The 21,167-nt window shown below is 69.9% G+C and carries 22 protein-coding genes; 11 read left to right on the forward strand and 11 right to left on the reverse strand.

The window, feature by feature from the left end:
* Position 1 precedes the first annotated feature (1 nt).
* Positions 2-97, forward strand: coding sequence for a rubredoxin (locus AB0N90_RS37005; protein WP_365203871.1), 96 nt, complete (start codon positions 2-4; stop codon positions 95-97).
* Between the two features lie 82 nt (positions 98-179).
* Here AB0N90_RS37005 and AB0N90_RS37010 read toward each other — a convergent pair whose 3' ends face one another.
* A complete protein-coding gene (locus AB0N90_RS37010) occupies positions 180-647 on the reverse strand; it encodes a hypothetical protein (protein WP_365203827.1) in 468 nt (155 codons plus the stop codon).
* Positions 648-723: 76 nt separating this feature from the next.
* Here AB0N90_RS37010 and AB0N90_RS37015 point away from each other — a divergent pair, with 76 nt between their 5' ends.
* A complete protein-coding gene (locus tag AB0N90_RS37015) occupies positions 724-996 on the forward strand; it encodes a hypothetical protein (RefSeq protein WP_365203829.1) in 273 nt (90 codons plus the stop codon).
* Between the two features lie 88 nt (positions 997-1,084).
* On the opposite strand, the gene AB0N90_RS37020 is transcribed toward AB0N90_RS37015, so the two are convergent.
* Complete coding sequence (locus AB0N90_RS37020) at positions 1,085-1,732, reverse strand: sigma-70 family RNA polymerase sigma factor (RefSeq protein ID WP_365203830.1); 648 nt, start codon at positions 1,730-1,732, stop codon at positions 1,085-1,087.
* Between the two features lie 364 nt (positions 1,733-2,096).
* Here AB0N90_RS37020 and AB0N90_RS37025 point away from each other — a divergent pair, with 364 nt between their 5' ends.
* On the forward strand, positions 2,097-3,992 hold the full coding sequence (locus tag AB0N90_RS37025) for an N-acetylmuramoyl-L-alanine amidase (RefSeq protein WP_365203832.1): 1,896 nt from the start codon (positions 2,097-2,099) through the stop codon (positions 3,990-3,992).
* A gap of 588 nt (positions 3,993-4,580) precedes the next feature.
* Here the strand turns inward: AB0N90_RS37025 and AB0N90_RS37030 are convergent.
* Complete coding sequence (locus AB0N90_RS37030) at positions 4,581-5,186, reverse strand: GNAT family protein (RefSeq protein WP_365203834.1); 606 nt, start codon at positions 5,184-5,186, stop codon at positions 4,581-4,583.
* 247 nt (positions 5,187-5,433) lie between these two features.
* Here AB0N90_RS37030 and AB0N90_RS37035 point away from each other — a divergent pair, with 247 nt between their 5' ends.
* The 3 genes from AB0N90_RS37035 to AB0N90_RS37045 all read left to right on the forward strand — a co-directional run bounded on the left by AB0N90_RS37035 (position 5,434) and on the right by AB0N90_RS37045 (position 8,065).
* Positions 5,434-5,970 carry a DUF4232 domain-containing protein gene (locus tag AB0N90_RS37035; protein WP_365203836.1) on the forward strand — a complete coding sequence of 179 codons (537 nt, stop codon included), beginning with the start codon at positions 5,434-5,436 and terminating at the stop codon, positions 5,968-5,970.
* Positions 5,971-6,037: 67 nt separating this feature from the next.
* Complete coding sequence (locus AB0N90_RS37040; RefSeq protein WP_365203838.1) at positions 6,038-6,895, forward strand: class I SAM-dependent methyltransferase; 858 nt, start codon at positions 6,038-6,040, stop codon at positions 6,893-6,895.
* 165 nt (positions 6,896-7,060) lie between these two features.
* Positions 7,061-8,065: a hypothetical protein gene (locus AB0N90_RS37045; protein WP_365203840.1), complete on the forward strand. Its 1,005-nt coding sequence runs from the start codon at positions 7,061-7,063 to the stop codon at positions 8,063-8,065.
* Between the two features lie 26 nt (positions 8,066-8,091).
* Here the strand turns inward: AB0N90_RS37045 and AB0N90_RS37050 are convergent, their stop codons facing one another.
* Together AB0N90_RS37050 and AB0N90_RS37055 are read right to left on the reverse strand one after the other, a co-directional pair.
* Positions 8,092-9,627, reverse strand: coding sequence for an AMP-binding protein (locus AB0N90_RS37050; protein WP_365203842.1), 1,536 nt, complete (start codon positions 9,625-9,627; stop codon positions 8,092-8,094).
* 395 nt (positions 9,628-10,022) lie between these two features.
* On the reverse strand, positions 10,023-11,411 hold the full coding sequence (locus AB0N90_RS37055) for an alpha/beta hydrolase (protein WP_365203844.1): 1,389 nt from the start codon (positions 11,409-11,411) through the stop codon (positions 10,023-10,025).
* 344 nt (positions 11,412-11,755) lie between these two features.
* Between AB0N90_RS37055 and AB0N90_RS37060 the strand changes: the two genes are divergently transcribed.
* Positions 11,756-12,193, forward strand: a complete 438-nt coding sequence (locus tag AB0N90_RS37060) for a hypothetical protein (protein WP_365203847.1) — start codon at positions 11,756-11,758, stop codon at positions 12,191-12,193.
* 11 nt (positions 12,194-12,204) lie between these two features.
* Here the strand turns inward: AB0N90_RS37060 and AB0N90_RS37065 are convergent, their stop codons facing one another.
* Together AB0N90_RS37065 and AB0N90_RS37070 are read right to left on the reverse strand one after the other, a co-directional pair.
* Complete coding sequence (locus tag AB0N90_RS37065) at positions 12,205-12,627, reverse strand: TraR/DksA C4-type zinc finger protein (protein ID WP_365203848.1); 423 nt, start codon at positions 12,625-12,627, stop codon at positions 12,205-12,207.
* A 107-nt stretch (positions 12,628-12,734) separates the two neighbouring features.
* Positions 12,735-13,007 carry a hypothetical protein gene (locus tag AB0N90_RS37070; protein ID WP_365203850.1) on the reverse strand — a complete coding sequence of 91 codons (273 nt, stop codon included), beginning with the start codon at positions 13,005-13,007 and terminating at the stop codon, positions 12,735-12,737.
* Here AB0N90_RS37070 and AB0N90_RS37075 point away from each other — a divergent pair.
* The gene (locus AB0N90_RS37075) at positions 13,006-13,293 is read left to right on the forward strand and encodes a hypothetical protein (RefSeq protein ID WP_365203851.1); all 288 of its coding nucleotides are present in this window, start codon (positions 13,006-13,008) and stop codon (positions 13,291-13,293) included. The genes AB0N90_RS37070 and AB0N90_RS37075 overlap by 2 nt on opposite strands.
* A gap of 39 nt (positions 13,294-13,332) precedes the next feature.
* Here the strand turns inward: AB0N90_RS37075 and AB0N90_RS37080 are convergent, their stop codons facing one another.
* The gene (locus tag AB0N90_RS37080) at positions 13,333-14,040 is read right to left on the reverse strand and encodes a TetR family transcriptional regulator (RefSeq protein WP_365203853.1); all 708 of its coding nucleotides are present in this window, start codon (positions 14,038-14,040) and stop codon (positions 13,333-13,335) included.
* Positions 14,041-14,161: 121 nt separating this feature from the next.
* Here AB0N90_RS37080 and AB0N90_RS37085 point away from each other — a divergent pair, with 121 nt between their 5' ends.
* Both AB0N90_RS37085 and AB0N90_RS37090 read left to right on the forward strand, forming a co-directional pair.
* Positions 14,162-15,385 (forward strand): saccharopine dehydrogenase C-terminal domain-containing protein, encoded by a 1,224-nt coding sequence (locus tag AB0N90_RS37085; RefSeq protein ID WP_365203855.1) that lies wholly within the window; start codon positions 14,162-14,164, stop codon positions 15,383-15,385.
* Positions 15,386-15,570: 185 nt separating this feature from the next.
* A complete protein-coding gene (locus AB0N90_RS37090) occupies positions 15,571-17,085 on the forward strand; it encodes an AMP-binding protein (protein ID WP_365203857.1) in 1,515 nt (504 codons plus the stop codon).
* A gap of 57 nt (positions 17,086-17,142) precedes the next feature.
* Here the strand turns inward: AB0N90_RS37090 and AB0N90_RS37095 are convergent, their stop codons facing one another.
* From AB0N90_RS37095 to AB0N90_RS37105, 3 genes are all read right to left on the reverse strand, one after another.
* On the reverse strand, positions 17,143-17,568 hold the full coding sequence (locus tag AB0N90_RS37095) for a PaaI family thioesterase (protein ID WP_361680573.1): 426 nt from the start codon (positions 17,566-17,568) through the stop codon (positions 17,143-17,145).
* Positions 17,565-18,737 (reverse strand): aromatic ring-hydroxylating dioxygenase subunit alpha, encoded by a 1,173-nt coding sequence (locus AB0N90_RS37100; RefSeq protein WP_365203858.1) that lies wholly within the window; start codon positions 18,735-18,737, stop codon positions 17,565-17,567. Before AB0N90_RS37100 ends, AB0N90_RS37095 begins: the two co-directional genes overlap by 4 nt.
* Before the next feature lie 121 nt (positions 18,738-18,858).
* On the reverse strand, positions 18,859-19,422 hold the full coding sequence (locus tag AB0N90_RS37105) for a TetR/AcrR family transcriptional regulator (protein WP_361680567.1): 564 nt from the start codon (positions 19,420-19,422) through the stop codon (positions 18,859-18,861).
* 302 nt (positions 19,423-19,724) lie between these two features.
* Between AB0N90_RS37105 and AB0N90_RS37110 the strand changes: the two genes are divergently transcribed.
* Entirely contained in the window at positions 19,725-21,143 is a 1,419-nt protein-coding gene (locus tag AB0N90_RS37110; protein WP_365203860.1) for a cytosine permease, read from the forward strand.
* Positions 21,144-21,167: the final 24 nt, after the last annotated feature.

Below are 21,167 nucleotides of genomic sequence, written 5' to 3' on the forward strand. Positions count from 1 at the left end.
CATCCCACCCGGCACCCCCTGGGAAAACATCCCCACCACCTGGCAATGCCCCACCTGCGGCGCCACCAAAGAAGACTTCACCATGGAACAACTCTAAAAACCCACACCCGAGAGGCGCCGAGGTCGCTGGTGCCCCGGCACTGTCGCCGGGGCACCAGCGGGGCAGTCGCGGGGCCGGTCTACTCGGAGGTGCCGGTGAACTGAGGGTCCTTCTTCTGGTTGTAGATCTCCTTGCCGGCTGCGTTGTAGGCATGGACGTACGGAGTCGACATCGCATCGATGAACTTGGCGGTGGACGACCCGGTGGAGAATGACGCCGTGTAGAAGAACGCGCCACCTGCCATGACCGCCTGGTACTGCTTCGGGTCCTCGCCATAGCTGACGGTGATCTTGGCTACGGCGGTTGTGTAATGTCCGGCGCCGAGTGAGAGGTACCGCCCCTTCCCGGCCGGCCCGCCGACGGCGTCGAAGTATTCCACGATGTGGCCGGTGCCCCACAGACGGTCGTTGATGAACGTCGGCGGGACGTCCGGGCTGCTGCCCCGCTCGCCCTTGGTCTGGCATTGCACGTACTGCCCGGCCGAGTCGACGGCGATGACCGCGCCGTCCCAGTCCTTGGAGGCGGCAGGGGTACGGACCGCGATCACCGGGTGGAATCTCCCGGCATCCGATCCCAGGCAGGAGGACAGGATCCTGCCGACGGCCCCCGCCTCGATCGGGCTCGTGGAAACGCTGGTGACGGTGACCACGTTCGCCGCAGAGGCAGAAGGCGTCGAGGACGGCGTCGTACCCGCCCCGGCGCTCGACGAGCCCCGGCTCGGACCAGGTGACGCGGCGGCGCTCTTCGGACTTCCACCACTGCCGGCCTGGACCGGCTCGGCGGCCCCCTCCCCACCGAAGACGCTCACCGCCGCGACGCTCAACGTCGCGACACCGGCGGCGACACTCAACGGCAGCGCCCACCTGCGCACCAGCGAAGGCTGCTCGTCCTCTTGATCGATCTTCATCATCAGGTCCTCTCGGATCCGCCGGTGATTCGGCAGAGCACGCTCGGGGGGAGGCGCGGGCATACCTTGCGTGTCATTCATCGCGCGACCTCCTCCACGGTGACGGGATTCTTCGAACTGGACGACGTCGCAACGCCTGGCCTGTCGGCGAGATCGGCCCCCAGCCTGCGCCGTGCTCGGTGCAGTCGGGACTTCACGGTTCCCACCGCCACTCCCAGCGCCATCGCGGCCGCCTGCTGATCCAGGCCCGACCACATGCACAGCTCGACCACCTCGCGTTCATGGCGCGGGAGCCGGGCCAGCGCCCGATGGAGCTGTGACATCCGGCGCGCGTCGTCGATCTCGCGGGCGACACGGTCCGCGTGGTCACCCACCGACTCGTCATGTGAGACGAGCCGCCGCAGCAACGCCTCCGCCCGCCGCAGCCGCCGCCTGGTGTTCGACAGCAGGCGCTCCGCGATGCCCAGCAGCCACGGCAGGGCCGAATCGCGGTCCAGCGCGACCTCCGACCGCCGCCGCCAGGCATGAAGGAATACCGCCGAGGTGAGATCCTCGGCCTCCGACCAGTCGGCCGTCCGCCGGAACAGGTGGTTGTAGACCGTCTTCGCATGACGGTCGAAGATCCGGCCGAAGGCGTCCCGATCGCCGTCGACCGCCCGCGCCCACAACTCCCGGTCGGATACCCCTCCGACAGCTGCGGTGGGACCAACGTCGTTCACTTCCATGCCCTGTACGTGTCCGGCACCCGCCCGAAGGTTCCCGCTGAACCCGCTCCTTTTTCACCCGTCCCGTCGGTGCCACGGCCAGGCGGCAGGAAGCACCGGGTCCGGGCGCCGGTGGGCGGCAGCCGCCGGCGCCACGCGACCGGGCCCCCTCCAAGGAGATGATCAGGGGCTGACGTCCAGAACACGGACCTGCTCGCCCTCTCAGGTCATGCCGCGAAGTGGGAACCCGGTGCACTTGATCATCGTCACTTCATGTACAGATCACCTTATGGGCAGTCAGGTTCCGGGCCGCGTAACGGCCTTGGACCGCTGCGCCGGTGACTTCCAAGATCCGGAATCGACTAGAGAAGTCAGGTACTTACACGTGCATGAGCGCAAGCCGCATCGGCGGCTGTCACGGATTCTCGCGGCAGGAGTGCTGGCTGCCGCGGGAGTCGCGACCGCCTCACCGGCCGCCCAGGCGGTAGGGCATCGGAGCGCGGCCGACAGCCGTCAGCACGCCTTCGAGCAGGCCGCGGCGGACTACGACGTCCCGTTGCCCGTCCTCCTCGCCGTCGCGTATCACGAGTCCGCCTGGGATGCCCATGCCGGTGAACGCAGTACCGGCGGCGGCTACGGACCCATGCACCTGACCGACGTGACGACCGGGATGCTGGCCGCGGGCGACGCGGGTGCGGTCGGCCGTGCCGACCTCCCCGAACTGGCCTCCGCCCCGTCCCTGCACACCCTCCAGGCCGCCGCCCGGCTGACGGGGCTGCCCGGGAAGCGACTGCGCGCCGACGACGCCGCCAACATCCGTGGGGGTGCCGCCCTCCTCGCCTCCTACGAGAAGAGCGCGGTCGGCAGTACGCCGAAGGACTCGGGCAAGTGGTACGCCGCCATTGCCCGTTACAGCGGTTCCTCCGGGCAGGGGGCAGCAAAAGCCTTCGCCGACCGGGTGTTCGCCACCATCGAGAACGGCGCGCAGGAGACCACCAGGGACGGACAGCACATCCAACTGCCCGCCTCTCCGAGCGTCCGGCCGGCCAGCAAGCAACTTTCCGTGCTGCATCTGAGAACGACGGCCGCGACAGGCGACACCGAGTGCCCCGCCACCATCGACTGCGCCTTCCTGCCGGCCGCGGCGGCCAATGGGCAGGTGTCCGACCGCCCCGCCAACGGGATCAGGATCGACTCCATCGTCATTCATGACACGGAGTCGTCGTACGACGCCGCCCTGAACACCTTCCAGAAACCGGGCGGCGGGTCGGCGCACTACGTCATACGCTCCTCCGACGGCGCCGTGACCCAGATGGTGCCCACCAAGGACATCTCCTTCCAGGCGGGCAACTACTCGACCAACCTGCACTCGATAGGAATCGAGCACGAGGGATACGCCGCCGCGGGCGGCACCTGGTACACGCAGACCGAGTACGAGACCAGCGCGGAACTCGTCCGGTACCTGGCCGAGCGCTTCGGCATTCCGCTGGACCGGCAGCACATCATCGGGCATGACAACGTGCCCGGGCCCAGCTCGGCCCTCGTCTCCGGCATGCACTGGGACCCGGGCCCGTCCTGGGACTGGGAGCGCTTCATGCGGCTGCTGCACGCCCCGGTGGGCGGTCGGCACGGCGTGGGCCGCGTGGGCTCCGTGGTCACCATCACCCCTGGGTATGCCCGCAACCAGCAGACCGTGCGGGTCTGTCCGTCCGACGACCCCACCGGCGCCACACCCGAGTGCACCGAGCGGACCCAGCCCTCCGACTTCGTCTATCTGCGCACCGCGCCCAGCGCCACCGCGCCGCTCTTCGGCGACCAGGCCATCCATCCGGACGGCGTCGGCAGCGACAGCATCAACGACTGGGGCAGCACCGCGGCGGCCGGGCAGCAGTTCGTCGTCGCCGACCGGCAGGGCGACTGGACGGCCATCTGGTACAGCGGCATGAAAGTCTGGTTCCTCAACCCGCACGGCTGCAACACCACCCCCGCCCGCGATGTGACGGTGGTGGGCGCCGCCGGCACCTCACCGGTGGCGGTGTACGGATCGAGCTACCCGGACGCGAACGAATACCCCGCCGGGCTCTCCCCCTCCACCCAGGCCCCGCTGGCCTTCTACACCATCCCCGTCGGCCAGGCCTACGTCGCCACCGCCGCTCCCGCCCCCACCGACGACTACTTCCCCTCCACCGGCCGGGTCGTCACCGGAGGGAAGAGCATGTACACCATCCAGTACAACCACCGCACAGCCCTGGTATACGCCTCCGACGTCGCCGCACGGTAAATACCGGGCGACAGCCCGCCTCGACGGTCCGGGGACCGAGTGGCCGGCCTGCCGTAGCGCGCAGATCAAGGTAGCCGCACCAGGAAGGCGCACCAGGAAGGAGAGAACACGACCGCTGCGCCTCGGCGTAAGCAGCACCACAGGCGGCGGCGCGACATCGGCGGGGCCTTCGGCAACTCCTCGATGAGTCGCGGTCGGCTTTCCCGGTCCGTTGCCGACGTCCTGGCCCTGCGGCCCCGCCCTCACCCGGCGGGGTCCGCATCTGCGGGTCCGGAGCGGGCTCCTGTCCGGGAGCGGCCTGGCGGCCGAGGACTCCGGCACCACGAGGATCATCGACGTGCCCGCCGCCGTACTCCGGTCCCAGCGTGAGCTGATCAGCGCGAGCACGTGGACGGCGTCGTCGCCGCGGTCGGCGGGAAGAACCTGGGTCGCCCGTCCACGCCGGACGAGGTCCAGGCCGTCGGCTCCGACCCGTCGCCGAAATGCCTCGGCGCGCCCGTCGCCGCGGTCTTGCCACCGGCCGGGCCAGGACGGTGGTGTGTCCTGGCCCGTGCCGACTCGCGCGCTACCCCCTTCGGGACGCGGGACTCAGCGGGCGGCCGGATCGGGCGAAGGCTGCCATTCCCGTCTGAGCAGCCCGTAGACCCATGAGTCGGAGACGTCGCCGTTGACGACGCAGTCCTCCCGCAGCGTCCCCTCGCGTACGAAGCCGAGCTTTTCCAGTACGCGGGCGGAAGCCGTATTGCGGGTATCGGCCTCGGCCTGGACGCGGTTCAGGTCCAGCGTGTCGAACGCCCAGCCCAGCAGGGCACGCGCCGCCTCGGTCGCGTAGCCCTGACCCCAGGCTGCGTCGTCGTAGCAGTAGCCGAGCGAGGCGCTGCGGAAATCCGGATTCCAACTGTTCAGGGTGCACCAGCCGATGAACGCCCCGTCGGAGACGCGATCGACGGCCAACCGCGCCCCGGTGCCCTCCTGTTCCATCCGCCGGCAAGCAGTGATGAACTTCTCGGCGCGCGAGCGTTCGGTCCACGGCGGTGAGTCCCAGTAACGCAGGATGTGGGCGCTGCTCTGCAGTGCGAAGAGCTCGTTCACATCCGCGTCTTCGAAGGCACGCAGCCGAAGACGAGCGGTGTGCAACGAGGGGGTCGGCAGCAACGCCCTCACATTTCCCTCCCCGATCGGTGGCCGACCCATCAGACATCCGCTGCGGGTCACTCGCAACGGGATTTCCCGGCGGGCCGGCGGACCTGTTTTCCCATCAGTCGATGGCAGCGGGCGCGAGGGCCGGATCGCCGCCCGCAGGTGGCGACGAGGAACGCCTCCACGGCCGTAAAGGACTGTGCTCCCCCACCGAACCTTGCCCGCTCTTCGTGCATCTTCAGGTGTGCAGGTGCGCACTGACCTCGCGCGCCGATTCGTAGTCGAAGGGGACCGAATCTTCATGAAGCACAAGCTGACCGCCGTGGCTCTGGCAGCCGTCGTCGTCGCCGGTACGGCCGCTGCCACCGTCCCGGCCTCGGCCGCCACCGCCGCGCCGACCCGCTGCCACACCGCCGACCTGAAGGCCGGCTTCGCCACGGGGGGCGACGCCAAGCCGGAGATGGGGCAGACCAAGAAGCAGACCCAGGCGTACATCTGGTTCACCAACAAGAGCAAGCACGCCTGCACCATGGCGGGCTTCGCCGGTGTCGACATGGTCGGCGCCCAGAAGACCGACGGCACCTGGTCCCTGGTGCGCTCCGCCAAGAAGCCCCCGAAGATGACCCTCCAGCAGGGCAGCACGGTCGACTTCAGCATCACGCTGCTTCCCGTGGCCAAGTCCACGGCGCAGAAGGAGAAGTTCGTCCCGGCGAAGTTCCTCGTCACGCCGCCGAACGAGACGACGCACTTCACCCTGAAGTGGCCGTTCGGCGGTCAGATCCTCAAGCAGGACGGCGCCACCCACCCGGGCACCTACATCGACCCGGTCGGGCTGTAACCGGCAGCGGAACGCCAAGAGCCCGGGGTGCCCCGCAGCTCCTGGTATCAGCCCATAGGCTGGCGCGGTGACTGATGAGCAGGAGTATGAGCGGGTGCGGCCGTCGGGAGTGTGGGCCACGGCCGTCGGGGTGGCCAGGGTGCGGGCGCTGGAGAGCGAGCGGGAGAACGCGCTGTTCCGCGACCCGCTGGCACAGGCCTTCGCCACGGCCGGCGGCCTGGGGCCCTCCTCGCCGACGCTTCCCGGTGACGAGGCCGCACGACGCCGTCGGCTGGGCGTGGCGTTCTCCATCGTCATCAGGACGAAGTTCCTCGACGATCTGTTGCGCCATGCCTCCGCGTCCGGGATCCGGCAGGTCGTGCTGCTCGGCGCCGGCATGGACAGCCGGGCCTTCCGGTTGGACTGGCCCGCGGGCACCCGGCTGTTCGAGGTCGACACCGCCGAACCACTGGACTTCAAGGCTTCGGTGCTGCGCCAGGAGCGGGCCGTCGCACGCTGCGAGCGGATCACCGTCCCGGTGGATCTGCGTGCGGACTGGCCGGTCGCGCTGGCCGCTGCGGGGCACGACCCGGCGGTGCCGACCGTGTGGATCGCCGAAGGACTGCTGATCTATCTGCCCGAGGACGCGGTGGAACTGCTGCTGGCCCGGATCAGCGCGCAGTCGGCGGCAGGCAGCCGGATGGGACTGACGTTGGGCTCGCGCGGGGTGATCGAGCGCTTCAGCGCGGACGCCGCGCCGGGATCGGCGGCGTCCATGTGGGTCTCGGAGATGCCCGACGATCCGGTGGGCTGGCTCGCCGGACACGGATGGGCGGCCGACAGCCACACCCTGCGCGAGCGCGCCGCCGCCTACGGGCGCCCCTTCAGTACTCCGCCGCAGTACGAGGAGGGGCCGGGCGGACTGATCTCGGCGGTCCGCCGGTAGATCGTCTCCCGGTTTGCCCCTTTCCCAACGACATCAACTGCGTTTGGTGGAAGCGGCATTGAGGGCGGACCTGGTCCAGGTCGGTCGTGAAGGATGTCCTCGGGTGTCGTCGGGTGTCCGCGGCCTCGCGGCAGTTCTGCCTGAGCACTCAGCGACGAGGCGACGGTGAAGGTCGCTCCCACCGGTGCCATCGACCTCTACAACAGCGGCTCCGGCCCGGTGACCGTCAACGTCGCCGCGCTCGGCCTCCAGTCGCACGCGCAGTTCGGCCGCACCTGCCATCCGGCCGCACCGACCCGTCTGCTCGACACCCGCAGCGGCACCGGCGGCCGCACCGGGGCGGTCGCCGGCGGACACTCGGTCGCCCTGACCGTGTCGGGCACCCACGGCGTCCCGGCCGACGCGAACGCCGTGGTGCTCGATGTGGCGGCGACCACCACCAAGGGACCGGGCAGCCTCACGGTGTCCCCCGACGGCACCGTCAACTCCGGTGTCAGCGGCCCGTACTGGACCACGGGGCAGACCGCCTCCGCTCAGATCGTCGTACCCATGGTCCCGTTGATCGACGGCAAGGTCGTACTCCGCAACAACAGCAAGGCCTCGGCGCACCTCGTCGCGCACGTGGTCGGCTGGTACGGCCCCACCGCGAGCGGATCGACGTTCCAGCCGGTCGGCCCCGTACGTATCCTCAACACCCGTACGGGAACCGGCGGAAAGGCCGCCGAGCTCGGCGCCCACGCCACGCTCAGACTCAAAGTCACCGGCGCCCACGGGGTACCGGCGAGCAGGGTGAGCGCGGTCGATCTGAATCTCACGGTGCCCTCGCCGACCGGCAGCGGCTACCTCATCGCGTACGCCGACGGCACCACCCGGCCGGACGTGCACTCGGCCGACTACACCAGCGGCCGTCCCGCGGCCGGTGCCGCGCTGGTCAAGGTGGGCACGGACGGCGAGATCGACCTGTACAACGCCGGTTCCACCAGTGTCGACGTCGACACCGATCTCCTCGGCGACTACACCGTCGACACGGTGCGCCGACCGCGCGACATGGGCCGTCGAGTCATCCGCGGATGCCCCGGAGAACTCACTCCGGGGCATCCGACATCTCATGACTCCCCGTCGTACCTACTCGATCCGCCTTCCGGGCCGGGCCCGGTGGTACGGCGATGACGGGCCGTCGGCTGTGCCGCGCAGGCTCACGGCCGGGCCGTGGCGCGGCGGCGCAGTTCCTTCTTGTCGGGCTTGCCCACGTCGGTGAGGGGCAGTTCGGTGGGGAAGGTGATGCCGGCCGGCTCGTACATCGCCCCGCGTTCGGCGCGTACGAAGGCACGCAGTCCGTCCGCGTCGATGGTGGCGCCGGGGGCGAGCAGCACCGCGGCGTGGACGCGTTCCGCGCGGTCCTCGTCGCGGACACCGAAGACGGCGCTCTGCTCGACCTGCGGGTGGCTGTTGAGCAGGTCCTCCAGTTCGGTGGTGTACACATGGCCGCCGACCACCACGATCATGTCCTTCAGCCGGTCGACGACGGTCAAGTAGCCGTCGGCATCGCGGAATCCGATGTCGCCGGTGTGCAGCCAGCCGTCCTGGAGGATCTCCGCGGTGAGCCGCGGTTGCTTCCAGTAGCCCGCCATGACCATGTCCGAGCGCACCATGATCTCGCCGTGTTCACCGTCGGGGAGCACGTTGCCGTCCTCGTCCCGGATCTCGACCTCGACGCCGTCCAGGATCCGTCCCGCGCTGCGCAGCCGCTCGGGGTGGGTGTGATCGTCCGCGGACAGGATGCTGACCAGGCCCGCCTCGTTCTGCCCGTACCCCTGGACCAGTACGGGGCCGAGGCGGCGTACCGCGTCGGTCAGTCGTGCCGGGGACGCCTGGCAGCCGCCGTAGAGGACCTGGCGCAGCGTGGAGGTGTCGGTGTGCTCCATGCGCGGGTGGTCGAGCAACTGGTAGAGCAGGGGCGGCAGTAGCCACAGGTGCGTGATGCGCTCGCGCTCAATGGTCTCGAGCGCCTGCTCCGGCTCGAAGTCGTCGAGCAGGACCACGGCGCCGCCGTACTCCAGCACGGCGTCCATGAGCATGCCGGCGACGTGGGCCATCGTGGTGACGACGAGCTGGCGGTGCGTCAGGGCGGCGGCCTCGTCGAGCGGGCGGGCGGAGCGCTGCGCGTGGACCTGCTGGTAGGTGGTGCAGATGCCCTTCGGATGGCCGGTGGTGCCGCCCGTGTGCCGGATGGCGCATATGTCGTCCGGCTGCGCCTGGCTCGCGAAGGGCTCTTCGGGCTGGGTCGCGCAGAGCGCCAGCAGATCCTCGCCCGTGTCGGTCGGGCCGAGCACCAGTACCGACTTGACCGGTACCGACCGGGTGATGTCGGCGGCGCGGTCGGTCATCCGCGGATCGACGACCAGTGCGCGGCTCTCCACGTCGCGGACGATCGCGGCCTGTACGTCGGCGGCGAGCTTGCTGTACAGGTGATTGACGCGGGCGCCGATCAGATTGGCCGCATATCGCACGGCCAGGGCCTCCGGCATATTGCCGCTGAGCAGAGTCACCGTCTGGCCGCGTTCGATGCCCTGGGCCTGCATGGCCCACGCCATCCGGTGCACCAGGGTGTGGAACTCGCCTGCGGTGACCCGCTGTTCGCCGTATACCAGCGCCTCGCGGTCCGAGTTCTCCCGCAGGGCGTCGAGGATGTGCTCCACATGGTTGCGGAAGCGTGGGGCGACATCGGACATGTGTGATCCTCCTGAGCCGGAACGCAGGGGTGCGCGGACCGACCTGATGGTTGTTCAGCTGTGGGGGGTGGACAGGAGACGTGCGCCTCATGGCCTCGGTCGCGTGGGCGTCACTCCACGCGGGATGGCGACAGACCCGCAATAAAGGTTGCCTGGGCCAACCATGTGATGACTCTAGGGCGTTACACCGATCCGCACGAAATTCGGGCCGCCGGTCGGCGCGACAATCGGCCACTGCCTCGCGCGTGCCACATAGACCCTGGTCAGGGGCGGTTTTCGGTCATGTCGCGGGCATGGAGCGGGGGGCGCCGCTTGAGCGTTCGATGCCGTGTGGCGGGAGGTGACGCTGTCCGCGCTCGGGGATTTCCTGTCCGCACCCGGACCGCCGTCCGGCCTCAGAGGGTCTCCTGGAGCCAGTCGAAGACCACCTCGCAGTGGAGTTGGGGGGCCATGGGTGAGCAGTGCAGCTGGGCGCCCTCGGCGGCGGTGAGTTTCACGTAGTCCTTGGGGGAGGTCAGCTTGTCGTACAGCTCGCGGGCCTGGCCGGGATAGAACTGCTCGCCCTCGTAGTCGAGGACCAGCATCGGCGTCCTGATCCTGCTCACCACGTCCGTGATGGTGAGCGCCTGGACGGCTCGGGCCGGTGTGTAGAAGTCCGTGAACATCTTTCCCTGCCGGGCGGCGAGCATCGCCGGGACGGAGAACGGCTCGAAGCGCTTCTTCATCGTCGCCGCGTCCGCCTCGGGCAGGTTCGGGACGACCTCCTTGTTCCAGATGGCGTTGGTCTCCGCCTTGCCCGGCCGCAGGATCTCCCGGATCTCCGGGGGAAAGCCCCGCCACGGCTCCACGCAGCCGGGCATCGCGACGGCGGCGGCGAGCCGTGGCTCGAACGCGGCAGCGCGGGGTACCAGGTCTCCCGCCATGCTCAGCCCGGTGAGCGCGATCTTCCAGGTGTCCACGTCCTGCCGCCGGGACAGCCAGTCGATCAGCGGAGCGACGACCTTCTCCCAGGTGGGCGTGAACGTCACCTGGTCGACGAACAGCAGCTGCCCCTGCCCGGGGCCGTCGTAGACGAGCGCGTTCCAGCCCCGGTCCAGCGCGGCGGGCACCCCGTACGTCCACATGTCGACGTTCTGCCCGTCGCTGCCGTTGGTGAGGATGACCGTGGGCCGCCGTTCCCCGGACCCGTCGGGCCGGAAGAACCACACCGGCAGTGGGGTGTTCCCGTACGGCACGCGGTCCCTCACCGGTGGCGGTTCGCACAGCGAGCAGAATTCGTCCCAGGCGGCACGCCCCGCCTTGTACAGCCGTTCCTCGTCGCCGGGGGCGTCCGAGCCGAGGACGAAGAAGAGCGCCTGGCCGTAGTACTGCGCCGCGCGCAGGGCCCGGAAGCGCGTGGTCTGCCCGTCCGGTCTGCCGCTCCCAGGTGCCGCCATGAGCCGGTCGCCCAGCCGGCTGAACGTCGTGACGTACGACTGGGCGGACAGGCCCGCCTTGTTGATCGCGTTGACGGCGGTGAGCACCTCTCCGACCTCGGCCGCGCCCGCGCCGGACGCGCCGAGGGCGAGGAGCCCGTTGAAGTTGTACGTCGGGTCCTCGAAGAGCGTCATCGCTGCGGGCGTCAGATCCGCGCCCTGCGTGGTGCCGGAAGCCGAAGGGCCCCCCTGGCGGTCCGAGGTGGCCACCAGACGGCTGCACCCCGTGGCGAGGACGGCTCCGGCTCCGGCGGTCAGCAGGCTCCGCCTCGCGGTGCCCGTTGCCGCGCTGTTCGTTTCATGCGTCACACCAGCCGACAGTAGGAGCATCCCCACCGGTGTCCGCCGCGCCGCACCCGGGGGTTCCCTCCACGGCTGCCGACCGCCCCACGATCGGCCCAGCGGCAGGGCCGGACAAGTCCCGATGCTCCGTCATCAGTTCCGCGTCGCCACCACCCGTCGGCCCGTCGCCGGCGTCAGCCCCCCGTGGGGGGTGGGCCGACCATGGATCCGAGGGGGAACAGAACGGTGCGCGCGCACAGCATGTCGCGGTGGCCGCGGCCATCACGGCGGTCCTTGCCACCTCGGCCTGTTCTGCCGGCTCCGTTCCGCTCGCGTCGGTGCCGTGCCCTCAACTCGCGATGGAATCCTTCATGACGGCTCATGCCCGCCCCGTCGAGGACGTGGCGGTCGCCGTGGAGCAGGAGCACGTCGTCGGTGACGACCACGGCTGGTTCGGGCAGGAGTCCCTCGACCGGTACGCGCCCGGCCGGGCGGCCGCGGTCATGGCCGCCGTCCGCGGCGTCGCACAGCGCTGCACCGCCTACACCGACACGCTCGACGACGGCACCCGCACGCACAACACCGTGTCCGTGAGGCGTGCCGATGCGAGGGCGGACGACAGCGTGGTGCTTCGGGTCGCGTCGACCTTCTCCGGTGATACGGACCCGTTCATCACCGAGACGGGGTTCGTCCGCGAGGGCGATGTGATCATCATGGTGCAGAAAATGTTCGCGAGGAAGCCGAGGTCCGGTGTGGAGACCGTGCTCTCACCGGCGGTTGCGGCGTACCGCGCGGCTACAGCGGGTTGACGTACCCATGTCTACGGGGAACCGTGGCCCTGCCCCGAACGGCGTGGGTCCGACCGGGCGCAACGCACGCACAGGGCGGTCGCAGGACGGATCTCCAGCCGTTCGGGAGGTATCGTTCCGCCGCAGCCCGCGCACTTCCCGTACTGCCCACGCTCGACTCGTTCCAGCGCTTGGTCGAGTTCTTCCAGGTGCTCGCGCGCACGCGACAGCAGAGCGGCCACGTGGGCCCGCTCGAAAGCGGTGCTGCCTCCCTCGGGGTCATGTTCGTCATCGATCGCGACCAGGGCGTTCGCCGCGACGATCCCGTCGAATTCACGGCTCAGCGCGGCCGCCCGGCTGAGCGTTTCGGCACGATCGGCCGCAAGGCGCGCGTAGGCCGCCGCGACGCCGGCGGCGCCGCGCGTGTCACGCCCGTACGAGGATGGATCGTCCATACTTCGACAACGCCGATCGCCGGTCCGTGATTCCCCTCCTCCCCGGGCCCCAGGCCCCCACGCCCCGCCGCCTGAGCCGAACGCCCGCCCTTCCGGCTTTCCAGGGGTCATGGCCCGTCGCGGCCTCGTGGAACGGGCGTCGGCGCGGCCGGATCGGCGTGGGCGGTGTTGGGGAAGGCGGGGGCGGTGTTGGGGAAGGCGGGGGCGCTGTCCGGCATCGTGATGTTGTACCGGGCGCTGCGGATACAGCCGGCGCAAGACAGGCCGGGCGGTGTGAAGACAACGGCGTTGGCGCCGCGATCACTCGTCTGATCTGACGAATCGTCGGTTTGATACCGCACGGCGGGGCAGAGGGGCCTGTGAAAGGCGGTGATTTCCATGGACGAGAGGATCCGCAGGTACTTCACCCGCGCCTCGCTGATGGGACTGCTGGCCGGAGCCTTGATCGGCTTCGCGTCGGGAGAGGTCTTCGGTGCTCTGGTGGGCGCGGGAATCGGCTTCGCCCTGGCCGTCGGCAGCGTCCTGTACTGGGGTGAGCACGGCGGCGCGCGGCGCGGCAGGCCGGAAGGTGAGGTGCCGTCAGTTCGCCGGGACCAGCGCGTCGTAGGGACGGGTCGGGTGCCCGGCCAGAGGAACGGCAGCGGTCGGCCCCATCTGCGTCACTGACCTGGCGAGCGGCAGAACCGGGACGGGGAGAGCCCCCGTTCACGGTCTGCCGGCGGCCAGTCGCGCCTCGGCACGGCCCAGCAGGGTGTCCAGTACGACCGGATAGGCGCTGAGGTTCATCCGCTCCGCCAGCAGGTGCGCGGTGGCGGCGATATGCGGATGGGTCTCGGCGGGCAGCCGGGCGTATGTCGAGGTCCAGACCTCCTCGTCCGCCTCCCTGACCTCGTCCTTGATGGCGAGTGCGCCCGCGTCGAGGGCGGCGAAGGCCAGTGCCAGGTCGATGAAGGCGTGGTACACGCCGACGGCGTCCGCGTCGGCGAAGCCCGCCTCGCGCAGGATGCCGAGGATCGTCTCGTCGACCGCGATCTCGCGGGGCCGCCCGGTGACGCGGCTGGCGGTGAGCAGCGCGGCGTGGGGATTCGCGAGGTACGAGGCGTGGATGGCCAGGCCGAGGGCTCGTAGGTCGGCGCGCCACTTCCCGGTGGGCGTCCAGCTGTCCAGGGCCCTGCCCATCAGCTCCTCGCCGATGGCCCGGGTCAGTCCGTCCAGGCCGGCGAAGTAGCGGTACAGCGTGCTCGGGTCGGCGCCCAGAGCGGCGCCCAGGCGGCGGGCGGTCAGCCCGGAGGCGCCGTGTTCGTGCAGCATCCGCAGGGCCGTCCGCACGATCAGCCGCTCCGACAGGACGGTGCCCTGCCGGGTCGGCCGCCGCCTGCGCCGCTCCGCCTCCGGAACCACCTTCTTGGGCACCGCGTCACCGCCTCGCGCTCCTTATGCCAACGCCGTAGACCTTAACAAGCCGCCTCGTGTTTCATCGGGTCACCTCCCGGGGCCCCCGCCCGGGGGACCGTCCCAATGAAGGGTGTGTGACATGCGCGTACTTCTCGTCGGTGCGGGCGGTGTCGGAACCGCCGTCACCCGTATCGCGGCCCGTCGCGGCTTCCTGACCCACATGATCGTCGCCGACTACGACCTCGCCCGTGCCGAGGCGGCCGTCGCCGCGCTCGACGACCCCGACGGCCGCTTCAGCCCGTGCCGCCTGGACGCCTCCGACACGGAAGCGGTACGGAGTCTCCTCGTCACGGAACGCTGCGATCTGCTGCTCAACGCGACGGACCCGCGCTTCGTGATGCCGCTGTTCGACGCCGCGCTCGCCGCGGGCGCCCACTATCTGGACATGGCGATGTCGCTGTCCGCGCCGCACGCGACCGCTCCGTACGAGCAGTGCGGGGTGAAACTCGGCGACGAGCAGTTCGCCCGCGCCGGGGAATGGGAGGCCGCAGGCCGCCTCGCCCTGGTCGGGATGGGAGTGGAGCCGGGCCTGTCGGACGTCTTCGCCCGGTATGCCGCCGACGAACTCTTCGACGAGATCGAGGAGCTCGGGGTCCGCGACGGCGCGAATCTCACCGTCGAGGGCTATGACTTCGCGCCGTCCTTCAGCATCTGGACGACCATCGAGGAGTGCCTCAACCCGCCCGTGGTCTACGAGAAGGACCGCGGCTGGTTCACCACGCCGCCGTTCAGCGAGCCGGAGGTCTTCGACTTTCCCGAGGGCATCGGCCCGGTGGAGTGCGTGAACGTCGAGCACGAGGAGGTGCTGCTGATGCCCCGCTGGGTGGACGCGCGCCGGGTGACGTTCAAGTACGGTCTGGGCGACGACTTCATCGCCAAGCTCAAGACCCTCCACGCGCTGGGGCTCGACTCCACGGCGAAGGTCACCGTCCCCGGCGCGGACGGACCGGTCGGGGTCTCCCCGCGCGACGTGGTCGCCGCCTGTCTGCCCGACCCGGCCACGCTCGGCGAGCGGATGACGGGCAAGACCTGCGCGGGCACCTGGGTCAAGGGCACGAAGGACGGCGCCGCGCGCGAGGTGTACCTGTACCACGTCGTCGACAACGAGTGGTCGATGCGCGAGTACGGCTCCCAGGCCGTGGTCTGGCAGACGGCCGTCAATCCGGTGATCGCCCTGGAACTGATCGCGAGCGGTGCCTGGCAGGGCAGCGGCGTCCTCGGCCCGGAGGCGCTCCCGCCCCGTCCCTTCCTCGACCTGCTGATCGAGTACGGGACTCCATGGGGGCTGCGCGAGGAGCGCTGACCCCGTCGTCGGTGTCCCGGTGACCGGACCCGCCACCCCAGTCGGCGTCGCGTCCTGGCGCGGGAATCCCTCCAGGTAAAGGGAGTTGAAGCTTCCCCGGGAGTGTTGAACGATGATTCAATTCTTGCCGTGCCGACGAGATCCCCGGCACGGCAGTCCCCACCCGGAACGCGGAGGACCCTGCGGTGACCCTGACATGGATGCTGGAGGCGTCGGCCCGCAGTTGCGGCGAGAAGCCCGCTCTCGTCTCCGATCTGGGGTCGATGACGTACACCGAGTTGCTCGCGGCCTCGAAACGGGCCGCCGCCGTGCTGCGCGAGCGCGGGGTGCGGCCGGGCGACCGGGTGGGGGTGATGACGTACAACACCCCCGCCTTCGCGGTGGCGGCGTTCGGGATCTGGCGGGCCGGGGCAGCCCTGGTGCCGGTCAATCACAAGTTGACCGCGCCCGAACTGGCGTATGTCGCGCGGCATTCGAAGCTGCGCGTCGCCGTCGTCGCGGAGGAACTGTCCGGGCGGATGCGCGAGGGCGCCCCCGAGGTCGACGTCCTCACCACGGACGACACCGGCGGCGGAGAGTTCGACAGGCTGGTCGCCGGAGCGCCGCATTGGGAGGGGGTGGAGGTCGGTCCTGAGGCCGTCGCGCAGGTGTTGTACACCTCCGGGACGACCGGCGCGCCCAAGGGCTGCCTGCACTCGCACCGCGGGCTGTCCGCCGTGCCCGCGTACACCACGGCCGGCGCGGGGCTGCGCCGCGAGGACCGGTTCCTGCTGGCCATGCCGATCTGGCACGCCTCGCCCCTGAACAACTGGTTCCTGTCGATGATCTACCTGGGCGGCACCGTCGTCCTGCTGAAGGAGTACCAGCCGCTCGCCTTCCTGGAGGCCGTGCGAAAGCACCGGGTCACCGCCTTCTTCGGTGCCCCCATCGCCTACCTCGCCCCGCTGAAGGCGCTGCCCGCGGCCGGGGTCGAGCTGTCCGGCTTCGATCTGTCGAGCGTGCGGCTGTGGGCCTACGGCGGGGCGTCGCTGGGCGCCGAGACGGTGCGGACGCTGGAGGCGGCGTACGGCCCGGACCGCTTCTGCCAGGTGTACGGGATGAGCGAGATGGGGCCGGTGGGTGCCGTGCTCCGCCCGCACGAGCAGCTCGCCAAGGCGGGGTCGATCGGGGCGGGCGGTATGCCGGGCGTGGACATCCGCGTGGTCAGGGACGACGGCCTGGACGCCGGGCCCGGCGAGACCGGGGAGCTGTGGCTGCGCTCGGGGACCCGCATGCTGGGGTATCTCGACGACCCGGAGGCGACCGAGCGCGCCTTCGCGGGCGACTGGTACAGGTCCGGGGATCTCGCGCGGGTCGACGAGGACGGTTACCTGTTCATCGTCGGACGGATCAAGGACGTCGTCATCACCGGCGGGGAGAACGTCTACGCGCCCGAGGTGGAGGAGGCGATCCTCCAGCATCCGGCGATCCGGGACGCCGCCGTCGTCGGGCGGACGCACCCGGACTGGGGCGAGACCGTCGTCGCCGTGGTCGAGACCGACTCGATGGTCACCCTCGAACAGTTGCGCGACTTCCTCTCCACCAGGCTGGCCAGGTACAAGATCCCCCGGGATCTGGTGGTGGTCCCGTCGCTGCCGCGCACGCCCTCCGGCAAGGTGCAGAAGCACATACTGCGCGAGCAGGTGCGGACCGGCCCCTGACACGCCTGGCGCCACGGGCCGGTCGGCCGCCGGCCGGCCGACCGGCCCTGTGGTGTCTCAGTCCTCTTGCTTGCCCGCCCGTACGATCGTCCCCTGGGCGACGGCGACCAGGCGCTCCTCGCCCTGCTCCGAGACGACGTAGACCGAGCACTGGCACACGGCCTGGCGCCGGGTGGTGACGGTCGCCTCGGCGCGTGCGACGACGTACTCGCCCACGGCCGGCCGCACGTAGTTGATCTTGTATTCGGCGGTGAGCGCGTCACCGCCGAGGGCGAGTCCGCCCGCGAAGGTCAGCGCGTTGTCGGCCAGGTAGCTGAGCACTCCCCCGTGCACGAAGCCGTGCTGCTGCTGGATCTCGGGCCGGTTGGTCACCCGGATCTCGGCCGAGTCGGGCCCCGCGGAGGTGAGTTCGGCGCCCAGGAACATGCTGAACGGCTGGGCCTTGAAGATGCTCTGTGCGAAACCGGCGTGGTCCATGGTCATGAGTGCCGTCCTGTTGCTCGGGGGGTGGTGGGGGTGTCCGTGTCCGGGTCGGTGAGCCGGTCGTCGATGTTCTGCTGGAACATGGCGAGCAGGCCCTCCGCGAGACCCAGGACGTGGTGGTCGCTGCCTCCGTGGGGCAGATGCCGCTGCACGTCCTCGGCGATGGCGAAGTCCTCCTGGTCGAAGACCGTGTCATTGGTGAACTCGAAGCGCTTGGCGAGCGCGCTCTGTCCCGCGGATCCGGCGAAGTCACCGTCGCGGTAGAGCATCTCGTGGGTCCAGATCGTGCGGTTCGCCGCCAGGGGCCAGAAGGTGTTGATGGAGACGTAGTCGGGATGCAGGATGAAGAAGGTGTTGGGGAAGAGCGTGTAGTACACCGAGGCGTAGTCCAGGATGCGCCACTCCTCCTGCGGCTTCAGGGCCGTCTCGACGATGTTGGTGCGCGCCGCGGACAGCCGGATGTGCGGTCCCTCCTCATCGTGTGCGATCACCCCCTTCTTGAAGGCGAAGACAAGGGTGTCCCGGTGCAGGTAGGGGACGTGGTAGCCCTCCAGATACGTCTTGATCAGCAGCTTCCAGTTGGCCTCCTTGACCACCTTGGTCTTCTTGTACCGCACCAGCGAGGCCACGTCGAAGTTCACCAGGTCCTCGTGGAACGCCCCCAGGAATCCGGGGATGTCGAGGGTCTCCCCGGGTGTGCGGCCGACCCAGATCAGGCCGCCCGACTCCGCGGCGGGCAGTTCCACCAGGCCGTAGTCGCAGGTCTTGACGCCGGGGAAGTCATGGGCCCGGGTGATGCCCTTCAGGGCGCCGTCGAGCCCGTAGACCCAGCCGTGGAAGGGGCAGATGAAGTTCTGCACCACTCCCGTCGGCTGGTCGGCGAGGCGGGCCCCGCGGTGGCGGCACTGGTTGTAGAAGGCGCGGACCCGGCCGTCCTCGCCCCTGACGACGACATAGGGGAACTGGTCCCAGTCGCTGGTGAGATAGGCCCCGGGTTCGCCGAGTGCCGAGGCGTGCCCGGCGATCAGCGGGTAGCGGGAGAAGGCCGAGGCGATCTCCCGCTCCAGGAGTGCCTCGTCGGTGTACTTGCTGACCGGAATCGTGACGACCTCGTCGAGCATCTTCTCGTCACGGCGCGTCTCGCGCAGCGCGAGAAGACGCTCGATCATCGCCACTTGTTCACTGTGCCGCATGGGGTCCCCGTCGCAGTTCAAGCTCTGAATGCTCGTTCAATTCATGTTACGAAAGGTACGGGGGGTGAGGCAATGGAACTTCCGGAGTACGGGGCGCTCAGGACGGTGCGCGGCCGAGGGCCCGCAGGCAGAAGTCGCGGATCTCGGCGACCAGTTGCTCGTCCGGCACCTCCGCCTGCTGCGCGACCTCCGGCGAGAGCCTGCCGACCAGCGCCTCGGAGATGGCGCCGATGACGGCGCCGGCCGAGACCGCCGCGTTCTGGGGGGCGAACAGCCCGGCCGCGACGCCGTCCCGGATGACACCCTCGCACAACTGGGCGTACTCCCGCCGGTACACCAGCCGTTCGCGCTCCACCACCGGCGAGACCGGTTCGAAGAGCAGGGACCACGCCAGCCGCCGGCCGCGCAGGGCACGCCCCGTGAACGTGTCGGCGAACGCCTTGAGCCGGGCCTCGGGGTGCGCGGGCGCGGCGTCCACCGCGGCGCGTACGGCGGCCAGTTCACGTCCGGCGGCGCTCCGGAAGACCCGGGCCAGCAGCTCGTCCCTGCTGCCGAAGTACGAGTAGAGCGAGCCCGCGCTCACCCCGCAGGCGCCGGCCACCGCGGCCACCTTCGCTCCGGCGAAGCCCTCCCGGGCCACCAACTCGTGAGCGGCCCGCACGAAGGCCTCTTCCTTCGTCCGGGCGTGCCGCTTCGTGCGTTCCGTGCGCCGATACACCATGGCGGGAGCTGGGCCTTCCGTGTCGCTGCGGGGACGCACCAGTGAACCAGGAAACACCCGGGGGGTGTGGGGTGGACCCCGCGTCACCCGCTGCGGCGCCCCGGAGCATCTCGTCCCGGTGCCCCCCGATTTCGATGGCCCGCACACTTATTTTCGGCCAGAGCATTGACCTTTCATTCATTCGAACACATCCTGCATGGATGCATTCAGCCGCTGGTGCATCCACGGAAGAGGGCATCCTTATGGCAGGCATGGTCGAACAACGCTCGATCGACGTGGTTCCCGACGCCGAACGGCACGGCAGCGCGTTCAGCCAGTTCACGCTCTGGCTGGGCGCCAACCTGCAGATCACCGCGGTCGTGACCGGAGCGCTGGCCGTCGTCTTCGGCGGGGGCGTCCTCTGGTCGCTCGTCGGCCTGCTGCTCGGCAATCTGCTCGGCGGTGCGGTGATGGCCCTGCACTCCGCCCAGGGACCCCGGCTCGGGCTCCCGCAGATGATCTCCAGCAGGGCTCAGTTCGGCGTCCGGGGCGCCGTCGTACCCCTGGCTCTGGTCATCGTCATGTACGTCGGCTTCTTCGCCAGCGGCAGCGTGCTGGCCGGCGAGGCCGTCGGGGAGCTCACGCACCTGGGCGACACCATGGGCATCGTGATCTTCGCCCTGGTCACAGCGGTCACCACGGTCGTCGGCTACCGGCTCATCCACACCCTGGGCCGACTGGCCGGCGTCGTGTGCGCGCTCGCCTTCGTCTACCTCGGGATCCGCCTGCTGGAGCGCGCCGACCTGAGCGCGCTCCTCGCCGACCACTCCTTCCACCTGCCGCTGTTCCTCCTCGCCATCTCCCTCTCGGCGTCCTGGCAGCTGGCCTTCGGTCCGTACGTCGCCGACTACTCGCGCTATCTGCCCCGTGACACCTCTCCCCGCGCCACCTTCTGGTGGACCCTCGGCGGCTCGGCCCTGGGCTCCCAGTGGTCCATGACCTTCGGCGTGCTCGTGGCGGCCACGGCCGGCGGCGCCTTCCTCGACAACCAGGTCGGCTACGTCGTCGGTCTGGGCGGTGCCGGCCTGATCGCCTCGTTCCTGTACTTCGTCATCGCCCTCGGCAAGCTGACGGTCAACGTGCTCAACACCTACGGCGGTTTCATGTCGCTGGTGACCGGCATCGGCGGCTTCCGCGAGCAGCGCACGATCTCCCCGCGCGTCCGCGCCGTCTACATCGCCGCGATCATGGTCGCGGGAACCGCGATCGCCCTTGTGGGCAAGGACAGCTTCCTGACCTCCTTCAAGGACTTCCTGCTCTTCCTGCTCACGGCCTTCACCCCCTGGTCCGCGATCAACCTGGTGGACTACTACCTGATCGCCAAGGAGCGTTACGACCTGCCCGCGCTGAGCGATCCGCACGGCCGCTACGGCGCCTGGCGGATCGGCGCCCTCGTCGTCTACGGCATCGGACTCCTCGCCCAACTCCCCTTCCTCGCCACCAGTTTCTACACCGGTCCGCTGGTCGCTCCGCTCGGCGGTACGGACATCTCCTGGATCGTGGGCCTGCTGGTCCCGGCCGCCCTCTACTGGCTCGTGGCCCGCCGGGACACCGGGCACGTACCGGACCGCATGATCCTCTCCGCCGAGCCGGAGACGAGGGCCGAGGCCAGCGTCCGCTGACGACGGCGCGAACGCGGGCCGCCC

Source organism: Streptomyces sp. NPDC093018 (genome assembly GCF_040684035.1).
Classification (GTDB): Bacteria; Actinomycetota; Actinomycetes; order Streptomycetales; family Streptomycetaceae; genus Streptomyces; species Streptomyces murinus.